The organism is Alterinioella sp. B-7 (genome assembly GCF_056857775.1).
Map to the genome: position 1 here is coordinate 641,466 of NZ_JBSXNT010000039.1, position 16,316 is coordinate 657,781.

At 65.9% G+C, this 16,316-nt stretch carries 21 protein-coding genes and 2 riboswitches; of the genes, 12 read left to right on the forward strand and 9 right to left on the reverse strand.

What is annotated here, in order from left to right; translation table 11 throughout:
* Positions 1–10: 10 nt before the first annotated feature.
* Positions 11–397, reverse strand: coding sequence for a hypothetical protein (locus AC13C7_RS18140; RefSeq protein ID WP_482868299.1), 387 nt, complete (start codon positions 395–397; stop codon positions 11–13).
* Positions 398–439: 42 nt separating this feature from the next.
* A complete protein-coding gene (locus AC13C7_RS18145; RefSeq protein WP_482868300.1) occupies positions 440–928 on the reverse strand; it encodes a GFA family protein in 489 nt (162 codons plus the stop codon).
* A gap of 171 nt (positions 929–1,099) precedes the next feature.
* On the opposite strand from AC13C7_RS18145, the gene AC13C7_RS18150 reads away from it, so the two are divergent.
* Positions 1,100–2,434 carry an MATE family efflux transporter gene (locus AC13C7_RS18150; protein ID WP_482868448.1) on the forward strand — a complete coding sequence of 445 codons (1,335 nt, stop codon included), beginning with the start codon at positions 1,100–1,102 and terminating at the stop codon, positions 2,432–2,434.
* Here AC13C7_RS18150 and AC13C7_RS18155 read toward each other — a convergent pair.
* Complete coding sequence (locus AC13C7_RS18155) at positions 2,431–3,102, reverse strand: gamma-glutamylcyclotransferase family protein (RefSeq protein ID WP_235952691.1); 672 nt, start codon at positions 3,100–3,102, stop codon at positions 2,431–2,433. The two genes, AC13C7_RS18150 and AC13C7_RS18155, sit on opposite strands and share 4 nt — an antisense overlap.
* Positions 3,103–3,175: 73 nt before the next feature.
* Positions 3,176–3,266, forward strand: a riboswitch (glycine riboswitch).
* A riboswitch (glycine riboswitch) is annotated at positions 3,267–3,343 on the forward strand.
* A gap of 77 nt (positions 3,344–3,420) precedes the next feature.
* Between AC13C7_RS18155 and gcvT the strand changes: the two genes are divergently transcribed.
* Genes gcvT through gcvP form a run of 4 tightly spaced genes read left to right on the forward strand, consistent with a single transcriptional unit; the run spans position 3,421 to position 8,247 of the window.
* Positions 3,421–4,521, forward strand: a complete 1,101-nt coding sequence (gcvT, locus tag AC13C7_RS18160; protein ID WP_172320100.1) for a glycine cleavage system aminomethyltransferase GcvT — start codon at positions 3,421–3,423, stop codon at positions 4,519–4,521.
* 24 nt (positions 4,522–4,545) lie between these two features.
* Positions 4,546–4,905 (forward strand): glycine cleavage system protein GcvH, encoded by a 360-nt coding sequence (gene gcvH, locus AC13C7_RS18165; RefSeq protein WP_172320099.1) that lies wholly within the window; start codon positions 4,546–4,548, stop codon positions 4,903–4,905.
* A 16-nt stretch (positions 4,906–4,921) separates the two neighbouring features.
* Complete coding sequence (locus AC13C7_RS18170) at positions 4,922–5,383, forward strand: hypothetical protein (RefSeq protein WP_482868301.1); 462 nt, start codon at positions 4,922–4,924, stop codon at positions 5,381–5,383.
* Between the two features lie 14 nt (positions 5,384–5,397).
* A complete protein-coding gene (gene gcvP, locus AC13C7_RS18175; RefSeq protein WP_482868302.1) occupies positions 5,398–8,247 on the forward strand; it encodes an aminomethyl-transferring glycine dehydrogenase in 2,850 nt (949 codons plus the stop codon).
* Positions 8,248–8,286: 39 nt separating this feature from the next.
* Here gcvP and AC13C7_RS18180 read toward each other — a convergent pair whose 3' ends face one another.
* Positions 8,287–8,808, reverse strand: coding sequence for a DUF4329 domain-containing protein (locus tag AC13C7_RS18180; protein ID WP_172320096.1), 522 nt, complete (start codon positions 8,806–8,808; stop codon positions 8,287–8,289).
* Positions 8,809–8,933: 125 nt separating this feature from the next.
* Here AC13C7_RS18180 and yciA point away from each other — a divergent pair, with 125 nt between their 5' ends.
* Together yciA and AC13C7_RS18190 are read left to right on the forward strand one after the other, a co-directional pair.
* A complete protein-coding gene (gene yciA / locus AC13C7_RS18185) occupies positions 8,934–9,317 on the forward strand; it encodes an acyl-CoA thioester hydrolase YciA (RefSeq protein ID WP_446118843.1) in 384 nt (127 codons plus the stop codon).
* A gap of 398 nt (positions 9,318–9,715) precedes the next feature.
* The gene (locus tag AC13C7_RS18190; RefSeq protein WP_482868303.1) at positions 9,716–9,919 is read left to right on the forward strand and encodes a dodecin family protein; all 204 of its coding nucleotides are present in this window, start codon (positions 9,716–9,718) and stop codon (positions 9,917–9,919) included.
* Between the two features lie 77 nt (positions 9,920–9,996).
* Here AC13C7_RS18190 and AC13C7_RS18195 read toward each other — a convergent pair whose 3' ends face one another.
* The 4 genes from AC13C7_RS18195 to AC13C7_RS18210 all read right to left on the reverse strand — a co-directional run bounded on the left by AC13C7_RS18195 (position 9,997) and on the right by AC13C7_RS18210 (position 12,110).
* Complete coding sequence (locus tag AC13C7_RS18195) at positions 9,997–10,359, reverse strand: hypothetical protein (protein WP_482868304.1); 363 nt, start codon at positions 10,357–10,359, stop codon at positions 9,997–9,999.
* Between the two features lie 311 nt (positions 10,360–10,670).
* Positions 10,671–11,477 (reverse strand): YiiX/YebB-like N1pC/P60 family cysteine hydrolase, encoded by an 807-nt coding sequence (locus tag AC13C7_RS18200; RefSeq protein WP_446122251.1) that lies wholly within the window; start codon positions 11,475–11,477, stop codon positions 10,671–10,673.
* A gap of 82 nt (positions 11,478–11,559) precedes the next feature.
* On the reverse strand, positions 11,560–11,958 hold the full coding sequence (locus AC13C7_RS18205) for a group III truncated hemoglobin (RefSeq protein WP_482868305.1): 399 nt from the start codon (positions 11,956–11,958) through the stop codon (positions 11,560–11,562).
* Positions 11,955–12,110 (reverse strand): hypothetical protein, encoded by a 156-nt coding sequence (locus tag AC13C7_RS18210; RefSeq protein ID WP_172320090.1) that lies wholly within the window; start codon positions 12,108–12,110, stop codon positions 11,955–11,957. The genes AC13C7_RS18205 and AC13C7_RS18210 overlap by 4 nt, the downstream gene beginning before the upstream one ends.
* A gap of 81 nt (positions 12,111–12,191) precedes the next feature.
* Between AC13C7_RS18210 and AC13C7_RS18215 the strand changes: the two genes are divergently transcribed.
* On the forward strand, positions 12,192–12,620 hold the full coding sequence (locus AC13C7_RS18215) for an RrF2 family transcriptional regulator (protein WP_172320089.1): 429 nt from the start codon (positions 12,192–12,194) through the stop codon (positions 12,618–12,620).
* Positions 12,621–12,733: 113 nt separating this feature from the next.
* Positions 12,734–13,189, forward strand: coding sequence for a PACE efflux transporter (locus AC13C7_RS18220; RefSeq protein ID WP_172320088.1), 456 nt, complete (start codon positions 12,734–12,736; stop codon positions 13,187–13,189).
* Here the strand turns inward: AC13C7_RS18220 and dapB are convergent.
* Positions 13,144–13,965 (reverse strand): 4-hydroxy-tetrahydrodipicolinate reductase, encoded by an 822-nt coding sequence (gene dapB / locus AC13C7_RS18225; RefSeq protein WP_172320087.1) that lies wholly within the window; start codon positions 13,963–13,965, stop codon positions 13,144–13,146. The genes AC13C7_RS18220 and dapB overlap by 46 nt on opposite strands.
* A 121-nt stretch (positions 13,966–14,086) precedes the next feature.
* Between dapB and rbfA the strand changes: the two genes are divergently transcribed.
* From rbfA to truB, 3 genes are read left to right on the forward strand one after another with little or no spacing between them, the layout of a single operon-like run.
* A complete protein-coding gene (rbfA, locus tag AC13C7_RS18230) occupies positions 14,087–14,482 on the forward strand; it encodes a 30S ribosome-binding factor RbfA (protein ID WP_172320086.1) in 396 nt (131 codons plus the stop codon).
* A 1-nt stretch (position 14,483) separates the two neighbouring features.
* Complete coding sequence (locus tag AC13C7_RS18235) at positions 14,484–15,230, forward strand: phosphodiester glycosidase family protein (protein WP_474887458.1); 747 nt, start codon at positions 14,484–14,486, stop codon at positions 15,228–15,230.
* A gap of 30 nt (positions 15,231–15,260) precedes the next feature.
* On the forward strand, positions 15,261–16,163 hold the full coding sequence (truB, locus tag AC13C7_RS18240) for a tRNA pseudouridine(55) synthase TruB (protein ID WP_482868306.1): 903 nt from the start codon (positions 15,261–15,263) through the stop codon (positions 16,161–16,163).
* The last annotated feature ends 153 nt before the right edge of the window (positions 16,164–16,316 follow it).

Here is a 16,316-nt window from a genome sequence, read left to right on the forward strand (position 1 = left end):
CCGCAACGGTTCAATTCGCGGGCACGCTGATGATGCAGCGTCCGGCGGCCAGCGCCCCATTGCCTACCCATTCGCCGGTCCAGCGCCCGTTGCGATTACTGGCGGCACTGCGGCAGACCGGGCGGGCCTGCGCCTCATGCAGAAGCGGCATCACCTCGACGCTGATCTCCCGCCGGGGTGGCACGTCATAGGTGCAGGACCAGCGGAAATAATCGACATTCTCGACCGCCCCGCGTCCGGTGGCCCCTGCCTGATCGGCAAGCATGTTGCAGCTGAGCAGTGCCTCGATCTCGTTCAGCGCCTCGATCTCGGTGCTCCGGCGTTCGGCCAGCGCGGATAGGGGGACGGTCGCGAGCCCGAGGGTCCATAGGCCCCTTTGCAAAATCCGTTGGGTCATGGAAAATCTCCTTGTTTGAAAACGGGGATGGAAAATCGGGCATCAGTCCCGCCCCACATGCCGCACCTCCGACAGGATCATCGGGTCCAATGGCGTGCCATCTGCGGTGGCGGCGTGCTGGCCGTATGTCTTGTAGCCCGGCGGCACCAGCGTGCCGCGCGGTGCCTCGTCCAGAAAGATGAACTTGGCTGTCTCCGGCGAAAGCTCGAACCAGCCGGGATCGTCGAACGTGCCGGCATAGACCCCGAGCCGGTCGGGCCAGCGATCGAAGGTCAGATGCGTCTTGGTTCCGCAGGTATCGCAGAAATGAACATAGACCTCCCGACCGCTGCCGCCCGAGATATGCGTGTAGACCCTTGGCTTGCCCGAGGTGATGCGGAACCGGTCGATATGGAAGATCGGTTCCGTCATCTGATGCGATCCGGTGGCGCGCTGGCAGAACCTGCAAAAACAGATCGTGACCCAGTCGGGCGATCCTTCCACCTCGTAGCGCAGCGCGCCGCAGAGGCATCCCCCGGTTGCATGTGTCATTGATCCATCCCCCGTGTCCGGAAGAGTATCGCAGAGATCGGGGGTTGCTCATAGCATTGTGCGCCAGCGCGCGGAAATCGCAGGGACGTCAGGGGCCGGTTCTGCTACGCAGTCGGGGTGACCAACCGTGCGAAATTCCTGTCCGGCAGCCTCTTCCGCCACATCACCGTGATGGCGCTGACCTCGTCCGTCGGGCTGATGGCGGTGTTCGTGGTCGACCTGGTGGACATGCTGTTCATCGCGATGCTCGGCAAGGCGGAGCTTGCGGCGGCGGTTGGATATGCGGGTGCGATCCTCTTTTTCACCTCGTCTTTCGGCATCGGCATGGCGATTGCGACGGGCGCGCTGGTGGCGCGCGCGCTTGGGTCGGGCGATGACGATCTCGCGCGGCGCAGGGCGACGACATCGCTGCTTTACGGGGTGGCTTTCGGCTCGCTCTTCGCGCTGGCCGTCTGGCTGTCGCTGGCCCCTCTGACGGCGCTTCTGGGGGCGACGGGCGAGACGCAGGACCTGGCCATCGGGTTCTTGCAGATCGTGATCCCGAGCCTGCCGATGATGCTGGTGGGCATGGTCGGCGGCGCGATCCTGCGCGCCCATGGGGCCGCGCGCACGGCGATGATGGCGACGATCACGGGCGGTGTCGTCAACGCGGTGCTGGACCCGATCCTTATCTTCGGGCTGGACCTGGAACTGACCGGCGCGGCCATCGCCAGCTTTGCCGCGCGGGTGGCCATTGGTGTCGCCGCCCTGATCCCGATCCTGCGCCATTACGGCGGATTGACCCGGCCCACGCGGGATGATCTGCGCGCCGACCTGGCCCCGATCCTGACCCTCGCGCTGCCCGCGATCCTGACGCAATTGGCCACGCCCATCGGGCAAGCCTATGTCACCCGCGCCATGGCAGAATTCGGTGAGGACGCGGTGGCGGGCATGGCGGTGGTCGCACGGCTGATCCCGGTTTCCTTCGGGGTGATCTTCGCGCTGTCGGGGGCTATCGGGCCGATCATCGGGCAGAATTACGGGGCCGAGCGGTTCGACCGCGTCAGCCGCGCCTACCGCGACGGGTTGATCTTCACCGCCATCGTGGTCGTTGCGATCTCGACCATCCTCTTTCTGCTGCGCGGGGTCATCGCGGACCTGTTCCAACTGGACGGGGTGGCGCGTGACCTGATCTTCCTCTTCTGTGGGCCGCTGGCGCTGGCGTGGTATTTCAACGGGATGCTCTTCGTGTCGAACGCGGCGTTCAACAATCTCGGTCGACCGCTCTATTCCACCGGGCTGAACTGGGGGCGGCACACGGCGGGGACCATTCCCTTCGTCATCCTCTTCGCGGCCTGGCTCGGCGCGCCGGGGGTGCTGATCGGACAGGCGCTTGGCGGCGTGCTGTTCGGGCTGCTGTCGGCGGCGCTGGCGCTGCGCGTCATCGCCCGCCATGACGCACCGGGCGAGCCTGCCCCGTTCACCCGGCAGGCCCGGCTGCTGCAGATGTTCCACAATCGGCGTTAACCGGTCGCCAATCCCGCCCGTGCATCACCGGGGGTCATGCGCTGTTCCGACGCCGGTTCCTGCGGCGGGCGGTGCTGGCGGATTTCCTCGCGCAGGGCAGTGTCGCAGATCACCTCGGCCAGCCCCGAGAGGTGGCGGTCGACCACGCGCATCTCATCCTCGGTCAGGCTCTGGTGGCGCGGGTAGATCGGCGCGGCGCGGTCATCCAGCACCACCGTGTCCCAGCCATGCGTGGTGGCAAAGAAACGCTCCGCCCCGGCGGGGCCGAACTCGCGCAGATAGCCCTGCACGACCACGTCGATATAGCTCAGCAGGACCGGATGGCGCGCATCGGGGCTGTCGTCTTCCTCGATCACGGTGCGGTAGATCTGGATGTCGGACAGCGGCGGTCGGTCGGCGGGGTCGTGGAAGATCTCGGCCACCGGATTGCGCCGATAGGCCCATTCGCGTTCATCCAGCGCCGCCCAATCGGCCCCCGGCACGGCGGCGATAAGGCCGTCGATATCCTCGCCATCGGCTTCCACGGCGGTCAGGAAGGCGACGGGCCGCAGCCGGGTGCGCTTCCACTGGCGGGCCCACCCCCTGACGCGGGCGCGTTCGACCTGCGGATAGGTGTGGGTGGCGCGGTTCACGAGGCTGCCATAGCCAAAGAAAAAAGGATCGGACATGCGCGGACCATGCCTGTGCGCGCCCTGCATAGCAACCCTCTTGCCGAACCGGCAAAGGTTGGTATTCTCCACCACGTTCGATCAGGGAGAATCCGGGGTAACAGCCGGTGCCGAAGGAGCAACCGCCCCGGTAAACTCTCAGGCTGCAGGACCTGGCCGGACATGAGGACAACTCTGGAGAGTGGTGCATCGCACCCGCCGAAGGGATAACGATCTCAGGCGAAAGGACAGAGGGGGCATCGGGTTTCGCGCGAGGCACGCGCGGGGGTTTGCGATGCCGGGCGATTCCCCGGTGACATTTTGATCGGGGGGACCGCCATGGGCGACCTGAAGAGACTGCCGCTACACGAGTTGCACGCCGAGCTTGGCGGCAAGTTCGTGCCCTTCGCGGGCTATGAAATGGCGGTGCAGTATCCCGCGGGCGTGATGGCCGAACACCTGCATACGCGCGAAAAGGCGGGGCTGTTCGATGTCAGCCATATGGGCCAGGTGCTGTTGCCGCTGGACGCCGATGCGGCGCTTGAGGGGTTGGTGCCGGTGGATGTGCAGGGGCTGAAATGCTGCCGCCAGCGCTACGGCCTCTTCACCGCGCCGAACGGCGGCGTGCTGGATGACCTGATGATCGCGCGGCGGCGGGACGATCTGTTCCTGGTGGTCAACGCGTCCCGCAAGGAGCACGACATCGCGCATCTCAAGGCGCATATCGACGGGGTCGAGGAGGTGACCGACCGCGCCCTTCTGGCGTTGCAGGGTCCGCAGGCCGAAACCGCCATGGCGCGGCTGGTGCCCGGTGTGACTTCGATGAAATTCATGGATGTGGTGCAGACCGATTGGGCCGGGTCCGAGCTGTGGATCAGCCGTTCGGGCTATACCGGCGAGGACGGGTTCGAGATCTCGGTGCCCGCCGATGTCGCCGATACCTTCGCGCGCGAACTGCTGGAGATGGAGGAGGTCTCCCCCATCGGATTGGGTGCGCGCGACAGCCTGCGGCTGGAGGCGGGAATGCCGCTTTACGGGCAGGACCTGGACGAGGATATCTCGCCCATCGAGGCCAGCATGTCCTGGGCGATCAACAAGGTCCGGCGCAAGGGCGGCGACCGCGAGGGCGGGTTTCCCGGCGCCGAGCGTATCCTTGACGAGATGGAGACCGGCGCGCCCCGCCGCCGCGTAGGGCTCCGCCCGGAAGGCCGCGCGCCGATGCGCGCCGGTGTGCCGCTCTATGCCGAGGCCGAGGGCGGCTCGGAGATCGGCATGGTCACGTCTGGCGGGTTCGGCCCCTCGGTCGGTGCGCCGATCGCCATGGGGCTTATCGACAATACCATCCCCGCCGACGCCACGCTTTATGGCGAGGTGCGCGGCAAGCGGCTGCCGGTTGCGCAGGCCGACCTGCCGTTCCACAAACCCGATTACAAACGCTGAAAAACCAACTGGGAGAAGTTGCACATGAAATTCACCGAAGAACATGAATGGCTGCGCGTCGAGGACGATCTGGTCGTCGTCGGCATCACCGAACATGCCGCCACGCAACTGGGCGACGTGGTCTTTGTCGAGCTGCCCGAAGCTGGCGACGAGGTGGCCAAGGATGACGACATCGTGGTGATCGAGTCGGTCAAGGCGGCGTCCGACATCATGGCCCCGCTCGATGGCGAGATCGTCGAGGTGAACGAAGCCCTGACCGACAATCCCGGCATGGTCAACGAACACGCCATGGGCGATGCCTGGTTCTTCAAGATGCGGCCCTCCGACCTGTCCCAGATGGATGAGTACATGGACGAGGCCGAGTACAAGCAGATGATCGGCTGATGCGGTGAAGCGGGCGGTGGCATGGATCGACGGTGTGCGCTTCGGCAAGCACGACCTGCCGCCCTCGCGCGCGACATACGGTATGTTCAGTAACCTGCCGGAGGGCGAGGGCCGATGGGAGACCGAGGCCGACCGCGCGATGGCCGAAGCCTTGGCCGAGGCCGGAGACGCCGCCCGGTGCCGCCTGCGCGTTCATGTCGACGGGTTCGATGCCGAGTTCAGCCGGTGGGCCCATTTCAAATACCTGCTCTGGGTCTTCGGTCAGCTCAACATGCCGCGCGGCTACCGCCTGACGGGCCGCGAGGAACCCGGCACCGCTGATAATCGTCACTGGCTGTCGCGCCTCCCCGCCGAGATGAAATCCTGGTCCTTCCGGCGGCAGGTCATGGGTTTCCTGACCGGCCCGGACGCCATCGTCCAACGCTATATCGCGTGGCACCTTTCGCGTGGTGCCACGCCGCCCCCTCAACCTGCCTGATTCCGGAGCATTCCATGCCCTTCACACCGTCCGACTACAAACCGCACGACTTCGCCAACCTGCGCCATATCGGCCCCTCCAAGGCTGAAATGGCCGAGATGTGCGAGGTTCTGGGGGTGAAGGATCTGGATGAACTCATTGACCAGACCGTGCCGAAATCGCTGCGTCAGGATACGCCGCTGGATACTGGCGAGCCGATGAGCGAGCGGGAACTCTTGTGGTACATGCGCCAGGTCGCCAAGAAGAACCAGCCCTTCACCACCATGATCGGGCAGGGCTATTACGGCACCGTCTGCCCGCCCGCGATCCAGCGCAACATCCTGGAAAATCCGGCCTGGTATACGGCCTACACGCCCTATCAGCCCGAGATCAGCCAGGGTCGGCTTGAGGCGCTTCTGAACTTCCAGACCATGGTGACGGACCTGACCGGCCTCGATATCGCCAATGCCTCGCTGCTGGACGAATCCACCGCCGCCGCCGAGGCGATGACGATGGCGCAGCGGGTCTCCAAATCGAAAGTCACGGGCTTTTTCGTCGATGAGAACTGCCACCCGCAGAACATCGCCGTGATGAAGACCCGCGCCGCACCGCTTGGCATCGAGGTGATCGTCGGCAACCCCGACGACCTCGACGCCGAGGCGGTCTTTGGCGCGATCTTCCAGTATCCCGGCACCTATGGCCATGTGCGCGATTTCAGCGATCTGATCGGCAAGCTGCATGACAACAAGGGCATCGGCATCGTCATCGCCGACCCGCTGGCCCTGACCGTGCTGAAGGAGCCCGCCGCGATGGGGGCCGATATCGCCGTCGGCACCACGCAGCGCTTTGGCGTGCCGATGGGGTTCGGCGGCCCGGCGGCGGCCTATATGGCCTGCCGCGACGCCTATAAACGCAACATGCCGGGGCGGATCGTCGGTGTCTCGGTCGATGCGCAGGGCGGCAAGGCCTACCGCCTGTCCCTGCAAACGCGCGAGCAGCATATCCGGCGCGAAAAGGCCACATCGAACGTCTGCACCGCGCAGGCTTTGCTGGCCAACATGGCGTCCTTCTATGCCGTCTTCCACGGGCCGCAGGGCCTGCGCGCCATCGCCGAACGCATCCATTTCAAGACCGCCCGCGTCGCCCGCGCCTTGCAGGAGGCGGGCTTTACCGTCGAGCCGGAGCATTTCTTCGACACGCTCACCGTCGATGTCGGGGGGCTGCAGGGCGTGGTGATGAAGGCCGCCGAGGCGGAGCGGATCAACCTGCGCAGGGTCGGCACCACCAAGGTCGGGCTGTCCCTGGATGAGACCACCCGCGCGGCAACGCTCGACCGCCTGCTGCGCGCCTTCGGGATCGAGAACGGCCAGGATGATGACAGGGTGGATCTGCAAGTGCCCGATGACCTGATCCGGCAGAGCGACTACCTGACCCATCCGATCTTTCACCTCAACCGGGCGGAAACCGAGATGATGCGCTACATGCGCCGCCTGGCCGACCGCGACCTTGCGCTCGACCGGGCGATGATCCCGCTTGGCTCCTGCACCATGAAGCTCAATGCCGCCGCCGAGATGATGCCGATCACCTGGCCCGAATTCTCCAACATGCACCCCTTCGCGCCCGCAGAACAGGCGCAGGGCTATGCCGACATGGCGGTCGATCTGTCGGAAAAGCTGTGCCAGATCACCGGCTATGACGCGATGAGCCTGCAACCCAATTCCGGCGCGCAGGGCGAATATGCGGGGCTTCTGACGATCCAGGCCTATCACAAGGCCAATGGCGAGGATCACCGCAATATCTGCCTGATCCCGGTCTCCGCACATGGCACCAACCCGGCCTCGGCGCAGATGGTCGGCCTCAAGGTCGTGGTGGTGAAATCGGCCGAAAACGGCGATATCGACGTCGAGGATTTTCGCGCCAAGGCCGAGGCCGCGGGCGATAACCTGGCCGCCTGCATGATCACCTATCCCTCGACCCATGGCGTGTTCGAGGAGACCGTGCGCGAGGTCTGCCAGATCACCCATGACCAGGGCGGGCAGGTCTATATCGACGGCGCCAACATGAACGCCATGGTGGGCCTTGTGCGCCCCGGCGATATCGGCGGCGATGTCAGCCACCTGAACCTGCACAAGACCTTCTGCATCCCGCATGGCGGCGGCGGTCCCGGCATGGGGCCGATCGGCGTCAAGGCGCATCTGGAAAAGCACCTGCCCGGCCATCCGCAAACCGGCGGCGAGGAAGGGCCGGTCAATGGCGCGCCGCTCGGCTCGGCCTCGATCCTGCCGATTTCTTGGGCCTATATCCTGCTGATGGGCGGCGCGGGGCTGACCCAGGCGACCAAGGTGGCGATCCTCAACGCCAACTACATCGCCAAGCGTCTGGAGGGGGCTTACGGCGTCCTCTTCAAGGGGCGCAACGGGCGTATCGCGCATGAGTGTATCCTGGATACCCGCCCCTTCGACGACAGCGCCCATGTCACCGTCGATGACATCGCCAAGCGCCTGATCGACAACGGCTTCCACGCGCCCACGATGAGCTGGCCCGTCGCCGGCACGCTGATGGTGGAGCCGACGGAATCCGAGACCAAGGCCGAACTGGACCGTTTCATCGCCGCGATGCTGTCGATCCGCGAGGAGATCGCGGCGATTGAGAAGGGCGAGATGGATGCCGAGAACAACCCGCTGAAACATGCCCCCCACACTGTGGCGGCGCTGATCGGTGATTGGGACCGGCCCTATAGCCGCGAACAGGGCTGCTTTCCGCCGGGTGCGTTCCGGGTCGACAAATACTGGCCGCCCGTGGGCCGGGTCGACAACGCCTATGGCGACCGCCACCTGGTCTGCACCTGCCCGCCGCTTGAGGAATACCTGGACGCGGCGGAATAAGTCGCAAAAGGCCCCGGTTCGTCGCCGGGGCCTTTATCGTTACTGTCCGAACCGTGCGCGCAACTGCAGCAGCGTATAGCGCTTGTCGACGGGGCCGCGTGTATCCATCTGCGCATCGGGATCGAAAGGCAGGCATTGCGCGCCGCAATACTGGTGCATCTCGCCGGTCTGGCCGTTGACATACCAAAGCCTGCCGCCCGGCGTCGCGATCCAGCCGTTGATGCCAAGCGACATGTCGCCCTCGACGTCGATCAGCGACGGCACTTCGTTATCATAGCCCGCGGCCCAGGCGGCATGGGTGTGCCACGAGGCCAGCACCCGAAACCCGTCCGGTGGCGGGATCGTGCCGCATGACGCGTTGCCGCCCCAACTGGCCTTGCCGACCTCGATCCGGCCCGAGGGGCTTTCGACGATATAGCCGCAGACCTCGCGGTCATGGGTGATGGATTGCGGGTTCATCGACCGGAACATGGCGACGACCAGCTCCGCCTCCTCGGCCGATTGGGCAAGGGCGGGCGACCCAAGCAGAAGCCCCATGCAGAAGGCGGCGATCATGCGCATGACGTTTCTCCGTAACGACCTGTCATCCTGGGCAATGCTAGGGCCGGTGCGCCCCGCTGACCAGTCTTGAAATCCCGACCCGCGCGGGCGAGTGTCGGCGGGGCGTGGACAGGAAAGGACCGAGGATGCCAGAGGAAACCGGCCCCGAGGGCGACTTGACCCTGCGCACGGTCGCCATGCCGTCGGATGTGAACGGCAATGGGGACGTGTTCGGCGGCTGGGTGCTGAGCCAGATGGACATTGCGGCGGGGATCTTGTCGCGCGAGCGCTCGCGCGGGCGGGCGACGACCGTGGCGGTTGATGCGATGAAGTTCATCCGGCCCGTCGCCGTGGGCGATGTGCTCTGCGTCTATACGCGGCTGAACCGGGTCGGGCGCACCTCGATGGCGATCGAAGTGGAGGCCTGGGTCAGGCGCGGCACCATCGGCGCGCGCGAGAAGGTGACCGAGGCGATCTTCACTTTCGTGGCCATCGACGAGGACGGGAAACCGCGCCCGCTGCCTGACTAACCCGTTGAAACGACAACAGGATGCGTGGGGGGAATCGCTTCCCGTCATCGTGAGGGGGTCGGCCGGGCGGATCAGATCATCGCCCAGTCGGTAAAGCGGACGGGGGGTCTTGGTTGGCGGACCGGGGCCTCCGCGGTGCCGCAGCGGGGGGCGGGGCCTGGGCGGTGGCTTTTGGGGGCGGGGCGCATGGGTCTGGTCCTTTTGTTGGCGTGGCAATCATGGGTCGTGTGGGCGGGCGGGGCGGTTCAGTTTCTGTCGCGTCTGATCAACAGATAGGCCCGCGCGCCGCCGATTTCCGGCATGTTTCAGCGCTTTGGCGCGCATGTGAGGCGGGGTGAGTTGCGCGTGTGGGGCTGTCCTTCTAGCCTTGAAGCCTCATGAAACAAGGGAGAACCGCCATGTCCGTCGCACGCGTTACCGAGATCATTTCCTCCTCCGGCCGCAGTTTCGACGATGCCGTCGAGAACGGGATCGAGCGCGCCGCCGCCACGCTCATGAACATCAAATCGGCCTGGGTCCAGGACCAGAACGTCATCGTCGAGGGCGGCAAGATCAGCGAATACCGGGTCAAGCTGAAGATCACCTTCGTGCTGGAAGACTGACGCCGAGATCTCCCGATTGAGGGGGGTGCATATGTGTACACCCCCCCATGCACCCCCTGTGCATACGGCGGGTGTGCCTAGCGTTGCCGGATCAGCTGGGTGAGGGCGGTGACAAGCGCCGCGAGGGCGGCCATCGTGGCGATCCAGCCGAAGAACCAGAATTGCCCGGCCAGCGCGTTGTCGCCGAAGGAGGCGACGAAGGCCCGCTTGCCGAGGACCGCCGCCGCGCCCGCGAGGCCCGTGGCGACCAGGAAGGTGAGGGTGAGCGGCAGGGCGGCGATGCGCAGGCTGGCGAGCCAGACAAGCGCCAGACCGAGAGCCGCGCCGATCAGCACCACCTTGCCCGACCACCAGGGATGCGCGCCGAGGATTGCGGTGAGGTCCGTGGCCCAGACGAGGGCCAGGAGGAGGGCGGCAGGCAGGAGGGTCGTGATGCGCATGGGCGGGACTCCGGTTCTGGTCTGGATAGCCGGTCGCGGGGGGCCGGGATAGGGCCGGTCACGCGGTTGTTTGTGCGCGTGAGGGGGCAACCGATCCTTGGCCAGCGTTCCGGCAGGATCGGCCCATGCCGAACTACCGCCGGATGAGGGCAAGCGGGGCCAGCTATTCTTTCACCGTCTGCCTCGCGGATCGGGGGCGTGATTTGCTGGTCGCGCGGGTGGACCTGCTGCGGGCGGGTTCCTCCAGGCAGTGGCAATTGAAAGAGGCGCGGTTTTCGGTGGCTGCGCGGGCCGATTGGGCCACCCGTGGCTCAAGACGCCTCTGCCACCACCTCCTCATCTTCCGCCTCGCCCCAGGGGAACGCGCGGAAGTCGAATTCCTGTGTCAGGGTCGGCTTGATGATCTGGAAATAGGGCGACAGGTCGAAATCGCGGGGCGCGAAGAGGGAGTGGTGGCGGATGTGGTAGATCTCCCGCTCGGCATAATCGCTGATCCCTTCGCGGCGCACCACGTCGGGCAGGATCGGGTAGGTGATCGACTGGAATGCCTGCGCGATGAGCGAGGAACAGATCGCCCGCGTCGGGTCGCCCGAGCCAAGCGCGATCATGCGGCGCCGCCAGCGCACGGGCACCGGCGGGGTGGGCAGGAAATAGCGCATGAGATCGACGATGTTGCGCAGGTCGTAGCGCAGGCCGAGCTTGTCGATCATGAAGTCGGTCACCTGGCGGCATTCGCTTTCGGTCAGGCCCACGGGGCGGCAGATGCGGGTGTTGAAGCAAGCGTATTTCGACAGCGGCACCGCGACGCAGCCATCGGCCACGTTGACCTCGATCAGGCGGGGGCGGTCGGCGCCGTCCCGAGGCGCGGGCAGGGCGTCGCCGACATAGATTGCGGCGTGCGACCAGGTGGACTGCGTGAGATACTTGATCGCGCCCGAGATCCGCGCGTTGCCTTCGACCAGCAAGATGTCGCCGGGTTTGAGGGTTGCCAGCAGCGTCTCCTGATCCGACGGCGTATAGGGCTCGTATCCGCGGCTCTGGCGGGTCAGCTTTTCGGCGATGGCAGCACCGATGCGCTGCAGCAGTGAGCCGCTTTCGGGCGGTGACGATTGGGTCATTTCGGGCCTCCGATCACCTTATAATCGAAGGGTCCGGCGCGTGTCTGTCAAGGTTCGGGCCGGTCACGAATCGGAGGGGTCGTCAGCTTGCCAGGTTGGGCACCCCGCGCCCGTAGTGATCGAGGCCGAAGCTGAGACCCTGTCCGATGCGATGGGCGAGGGCGGACCAGGCGGCGGCGAGGTCGGGGGAAAGTTCCGCCCGCAGGACGGCGTCGAATTCCGCCAGCCAGGCCGGGAAATGATCCGAGCGGACATTGCCCGCGGCCATGTGGGTGCGCATCGGGTTGCCGTCATAGGACCCTTCCAGCAGGATCGCGTTGCGCCAGAAGCGGGCGATCTTCTCCTCATGGGCGGGCCAGTCGTGGATATGCGCGGCGAAGATCGGGCCGAGATCGGGGTGGGCGCGGATGCGGGCGTAGAAGACCTGCACCACGCGGTCGATCTGCGCGGGCGTGACGGGAAAGCGGGCCAGCGCGCTCATGCCACGGCAATCCAGGCGATGATCAGGAAGATGATGAGATAGACGAAGGTGTTGAACATCGAGCGGATGAGGCCGCTATCCGAGGTCGGCTCTACCCCCAGCCATTCGCAGATTTTCGTGCCGGGCCAGAGGATGAGGTCAGCGAGGGTCATGTCGGGCGTCCATATAATCGGTATTTCACTTGCGGAATATTATCGCTTTCAAATACGCATTGCAAATGCTAAATTTAGCCCATGCAGTTGGACAAGTTCACCGATTACGCCCTGCGCATCCTGATGGTGCTGGCCGTGCGCGCGCCCGAGCGGTTGCCGGTTTCGGCCATCGCGCGGCTTTACGGGTTATCCGAGCACCACCTGGCCAAGGTGGGGGCGGAGCTGACCCGGCAGGGCTTCGTCGCATCGGAACGCGGGCGCACGGGTGGCCTGACCCTGGCGCGCGCGCCCGAGCAGATCAATATCGGCGCGGTGGTGCGGGCGCTGAAAAGCGACGATCCGGTGGTCGAGTGTTTCGGCACCTCCTCGACCTGCATCCTGCAACCGGCCTGCGGATTGCGCGGACCCTTCGCCGAGGCGCGCGAGGCGTTCTTTGCGGCGCTGGATGGCTACACGCTGGCCGATGTGACGCGGGCGCGGGGGGCGCTGGCGGATTTGCTGGCGGGTTGAAGGCGGGCCGTTCGGCGGTATATCAAAGGGGCCAAGCGAGGACGACCTCCGCCCCTGTTTTGGGGGGCTCAATATTTCGGGACGACCCGAGGATATGAGAGAGGGACATCCCCATGCGCCGCCCCGCAGACCGCATCCGCCACGCCATCAGCTTCGAGGTCATCGCGCTGATCCTTGTCGCGCCGCTGGGCGCCTGGGTGTTCGGCTTTCCGCTGCACGATATCGGCGTGTTATCGGTGATCGGGGCGACGCTGGCGATGATCTGGAACTATGTCTTCAACCTGGGCTTCGATCACGCCATGCAGCGGGCGCTGGGCCATACCGCCAAGACGCCGCTGATGCGGGTCGGGCATTCGGTGCTGTTCGAGCTTGGGCTATTGCTCGTGCTGGCGCCGGTCATCGCCTGGTATCTGGGCGTGACCCTGTGGCAGGCGGTGGTGATGGATGTCGCCTTCGCGGGGTTCTTCCTGGTCTATGCCTTCGTCTTCAACTGGGCCTATGACGTGGTGTTTCCGGTGCGCTCTCAGCCGGTGGGCGACAGGCCCAGCACATCCAGCATGTCGAACTGACCCGGCCCCTTGCCCTGACCCCAGAGCGCGGCCTTGAGCGCGCCGCGCGCGAAGACGGAGCGATCCGTGGCCTTGTGGCTGAGGGTAATGCGCTCGCCCTGGCCCGCGAAGAGCACGTCATGTTCGCCGACAATGTCGCCGCCGCGGATGTTGGAGAACCCGATATGGCCGCGCTGGCGGGGGCCGGTGATGCCGTCGCGGCCCCTGTCCGAGGCGATGTCGAGGTCGATGCCGCGCCCTTCGGCGGCGGCCTGACCCAGCATCAGCGCGGTGCCCGAGGGCGCGTCGACCTTGTGGTGATGATGCGCCTCGATCACCTCGATGTCGAAATCCTCGTCCAGGGCCGCGGCGACCTGGCGGGTGATCTGCACCAGCAGGTTGACGCCAAGGCTCATGTTGCCGGCCCGGATGATGGTGGCATGGCGGGCGGCGTGTTCCAGCTTGTCCAGATGCTCCTGCGCAAACCCGGTCGTGCCGATGACATGCACGCAGCGCGCCTGTGCGGTCAGAAGCGCATGATCCACCGTGGCATCGGGCGTGGTGAAGTCGATCACCGCCTGCGCGTTCACGATGGCGTCGATGGGATCGGCATGGACCGGCACGCCGGTTGCGGCCCCGCCCATCGCCTCGCCCAGGTCGCGGCCCGCCCAGTCATGGCCGGGGCGTTCGGTGACGGCGACCAGATGCGCGGCCGCGCTGTCGTTGATCACCTCGATCAGCATCCGGCCCATGCGCCCCGACGCGCCCATTACCGCAATTCCAACGCTGCCCTGCATGGCCATGGCCCTCCTGATCCTGTTGAAATCGGCATAGCGCAGAGGACCGCCGGTGGCAAAGCGCTTCTCTTGCGAGGGGCGGGGCGATCGCTTAGGTGGAGGGGCAAAAGGAGCGCGTGCCATGGCAAAGAACAAGTTTCACGACGGCCCCGGCCCGTCGCAGCGTCAACTGCGCGTTGGCGAGCTGATCCGCCGCACCCTGTCGGACGTGCTGATGCAGGGCCAGATCCATGACCCCGAGTTGAACGCGATGTCGATCACGGTGGGCGAGGTGCGGACTTCGCCCGACCTCAAGATCGCCACGGCCTATGTGCTGCCCCTGGGCGGCGACAAGCGCGAGGAGGCGATCCAGGCGCTGAAGCGCAACAAGCATGAGCTGCGCCGCGCCATCGGCAAGGCGATGACGCTGAAATACGCGCCTGACCTGCGGTTCCTGATCGACGACACCTTCGACAAGCTGGACGCGACGCGGGCCATGTTCGCACAGGACAAGGTGCGCCAGGACCTGGACGAATAGGATGCGCGGGCTGATCGCGGCGGCACTGGTTTGGCTGATGCCGGGGATGGCGGGCGCGGTCACCTGCGCCGATGTGACGTTCGACGGGGCCGGGTTCACGCTGTGCGAGGTCGACCTGACGCGCGAGGATCTGCGCCTCTTTCTGCGCGACGATGCGGGCGAGATCCTGGGCCAGTTCGGCGCGGTGGACAGCAGTCTTGGCCCCGGCGAACGCCTGGGCTTTGCCATCAATGGCGGCATGTATCACGAGGATCGCGCCCCAGTCGGCCTCTATATCGAGGACGGGGTGCAGGAGCATGGCCTCGTCACCTCGGCGGGGCCGGGGAATTTCGGGTTGCTGCCCAACGGCGTCTTCTGCATTCAGGCGGGCCGTGCGCAGGTGATCGAGAGCCGTGCCTATGCGGCCGACCCCCCCGCCTGCCGCCATGCGACGCAATCGGGGCCGATGCTGGTTATCGACGGCGCGCTGCATCCGCGGTTCCTGGCCGATAGCACCTCGCTCAACATCCGCAACGGGGTTGGGGTGGATGCGACCGGCACGCGCGCCTATTTCGCGATCTCGAACGATATGGTGAATTTCCACCAGTTCGGGCGGTTTTTCCGGGATTATCTGGGGGTGGCAAACGCGCTCTACCTCGATGGGCGGGTGTCGCGGCTTTACGCGCCGGATTATGGGCGCAACGATTTCGGCTTCTGGCTCGGCCCCATTCTGGGCACCGTCATTGACGCCGGGGGCGGCGGCGGCTAGCAGGCGGTCTTTCCGCGAGCGAGGGTTGAGATGGCACGCAAACGCAAGGGACGCGATATTTCCGGCTGGCTGGTGGTGGACAAGCCCGCCGGGCCGACCTCGACTGCCGTGGTCAACAAGGTGCGCTGGGCGCTGGACGCGAAGAAGGCGGGCCATGCCGGCACGCTGGACCCCGATGCGACGGGCGTGCTGGCGGTGGCGCTGGGCGAGGCGACCAAGACGGTGCCCTATATCACCGATGCCTTGAAAGCTTATGTGTTCACGGTGCGCTTCGGGGCTGCCACCAATACCGACGATGCCGAGGGCGAGGTGCTGGAGACAAGTGACGCGCGCCCCTCGGATGCCGAGATCGAGGCCGCGCTGCCCGGTTTCGTGGGCGACATCCAACAGGTGCCGCCCAGGTTCTCGGCCGTGAAGATCGACGGCGAACGCGCCTACAAGCTGGCCCGTGACGGCGAGGAAATCGAGCTGGCCGCGCGCGATCTCTATGTCGAGAGCCTGACCCTGCTGGAGCGGCCCGACCCTGATCACGCGGTGCTGGAGATGGTCTGCGGCAAGGGCGGCTATGTGCGGTCCATCGCGCGCGACCTGGGCGAGGGTCTGGGCTGTCTTGGCCATGTGCGCGAATTGCGCCGGGTCTGGTCGGGGCCGTTCGACGTGGAAGAGGCGATAAGCCTCGCCCTGATCGAGGAGCTTGCGAAAGACCCCGCGCTGGACGCGCATCTATTGCCGGTCGAGGTCGGGCTGGCCGGCCTGGAGGAGATGCGGGCAACAGCGGCAGGCGCCGCGCGGCTGAAGAACGGCAATCCCGGTCAGGTGCTTGGCACAGCGGAATATGGCGAGGAGGTCTGGGTCAGCCATGACGGCCAGCCGCTGGCCGTGGGCATCTATCGCGGTGGCGAGGTGCATCCCTCGCGGGTGTTCAACCTCTGACGCTTCACACCGCCCTCGCGCGGATGTGTCAGCGGGCCGCTTCTATCTGTGCTAGGGTCAATCCAGATGGAAGGTGTCATGCTGCGCGTGCGCCTGACGCCCCCCCGCGCCCGCGCCCCCCGCACATCTTCCCGGATCAGTCTGGATGCGACA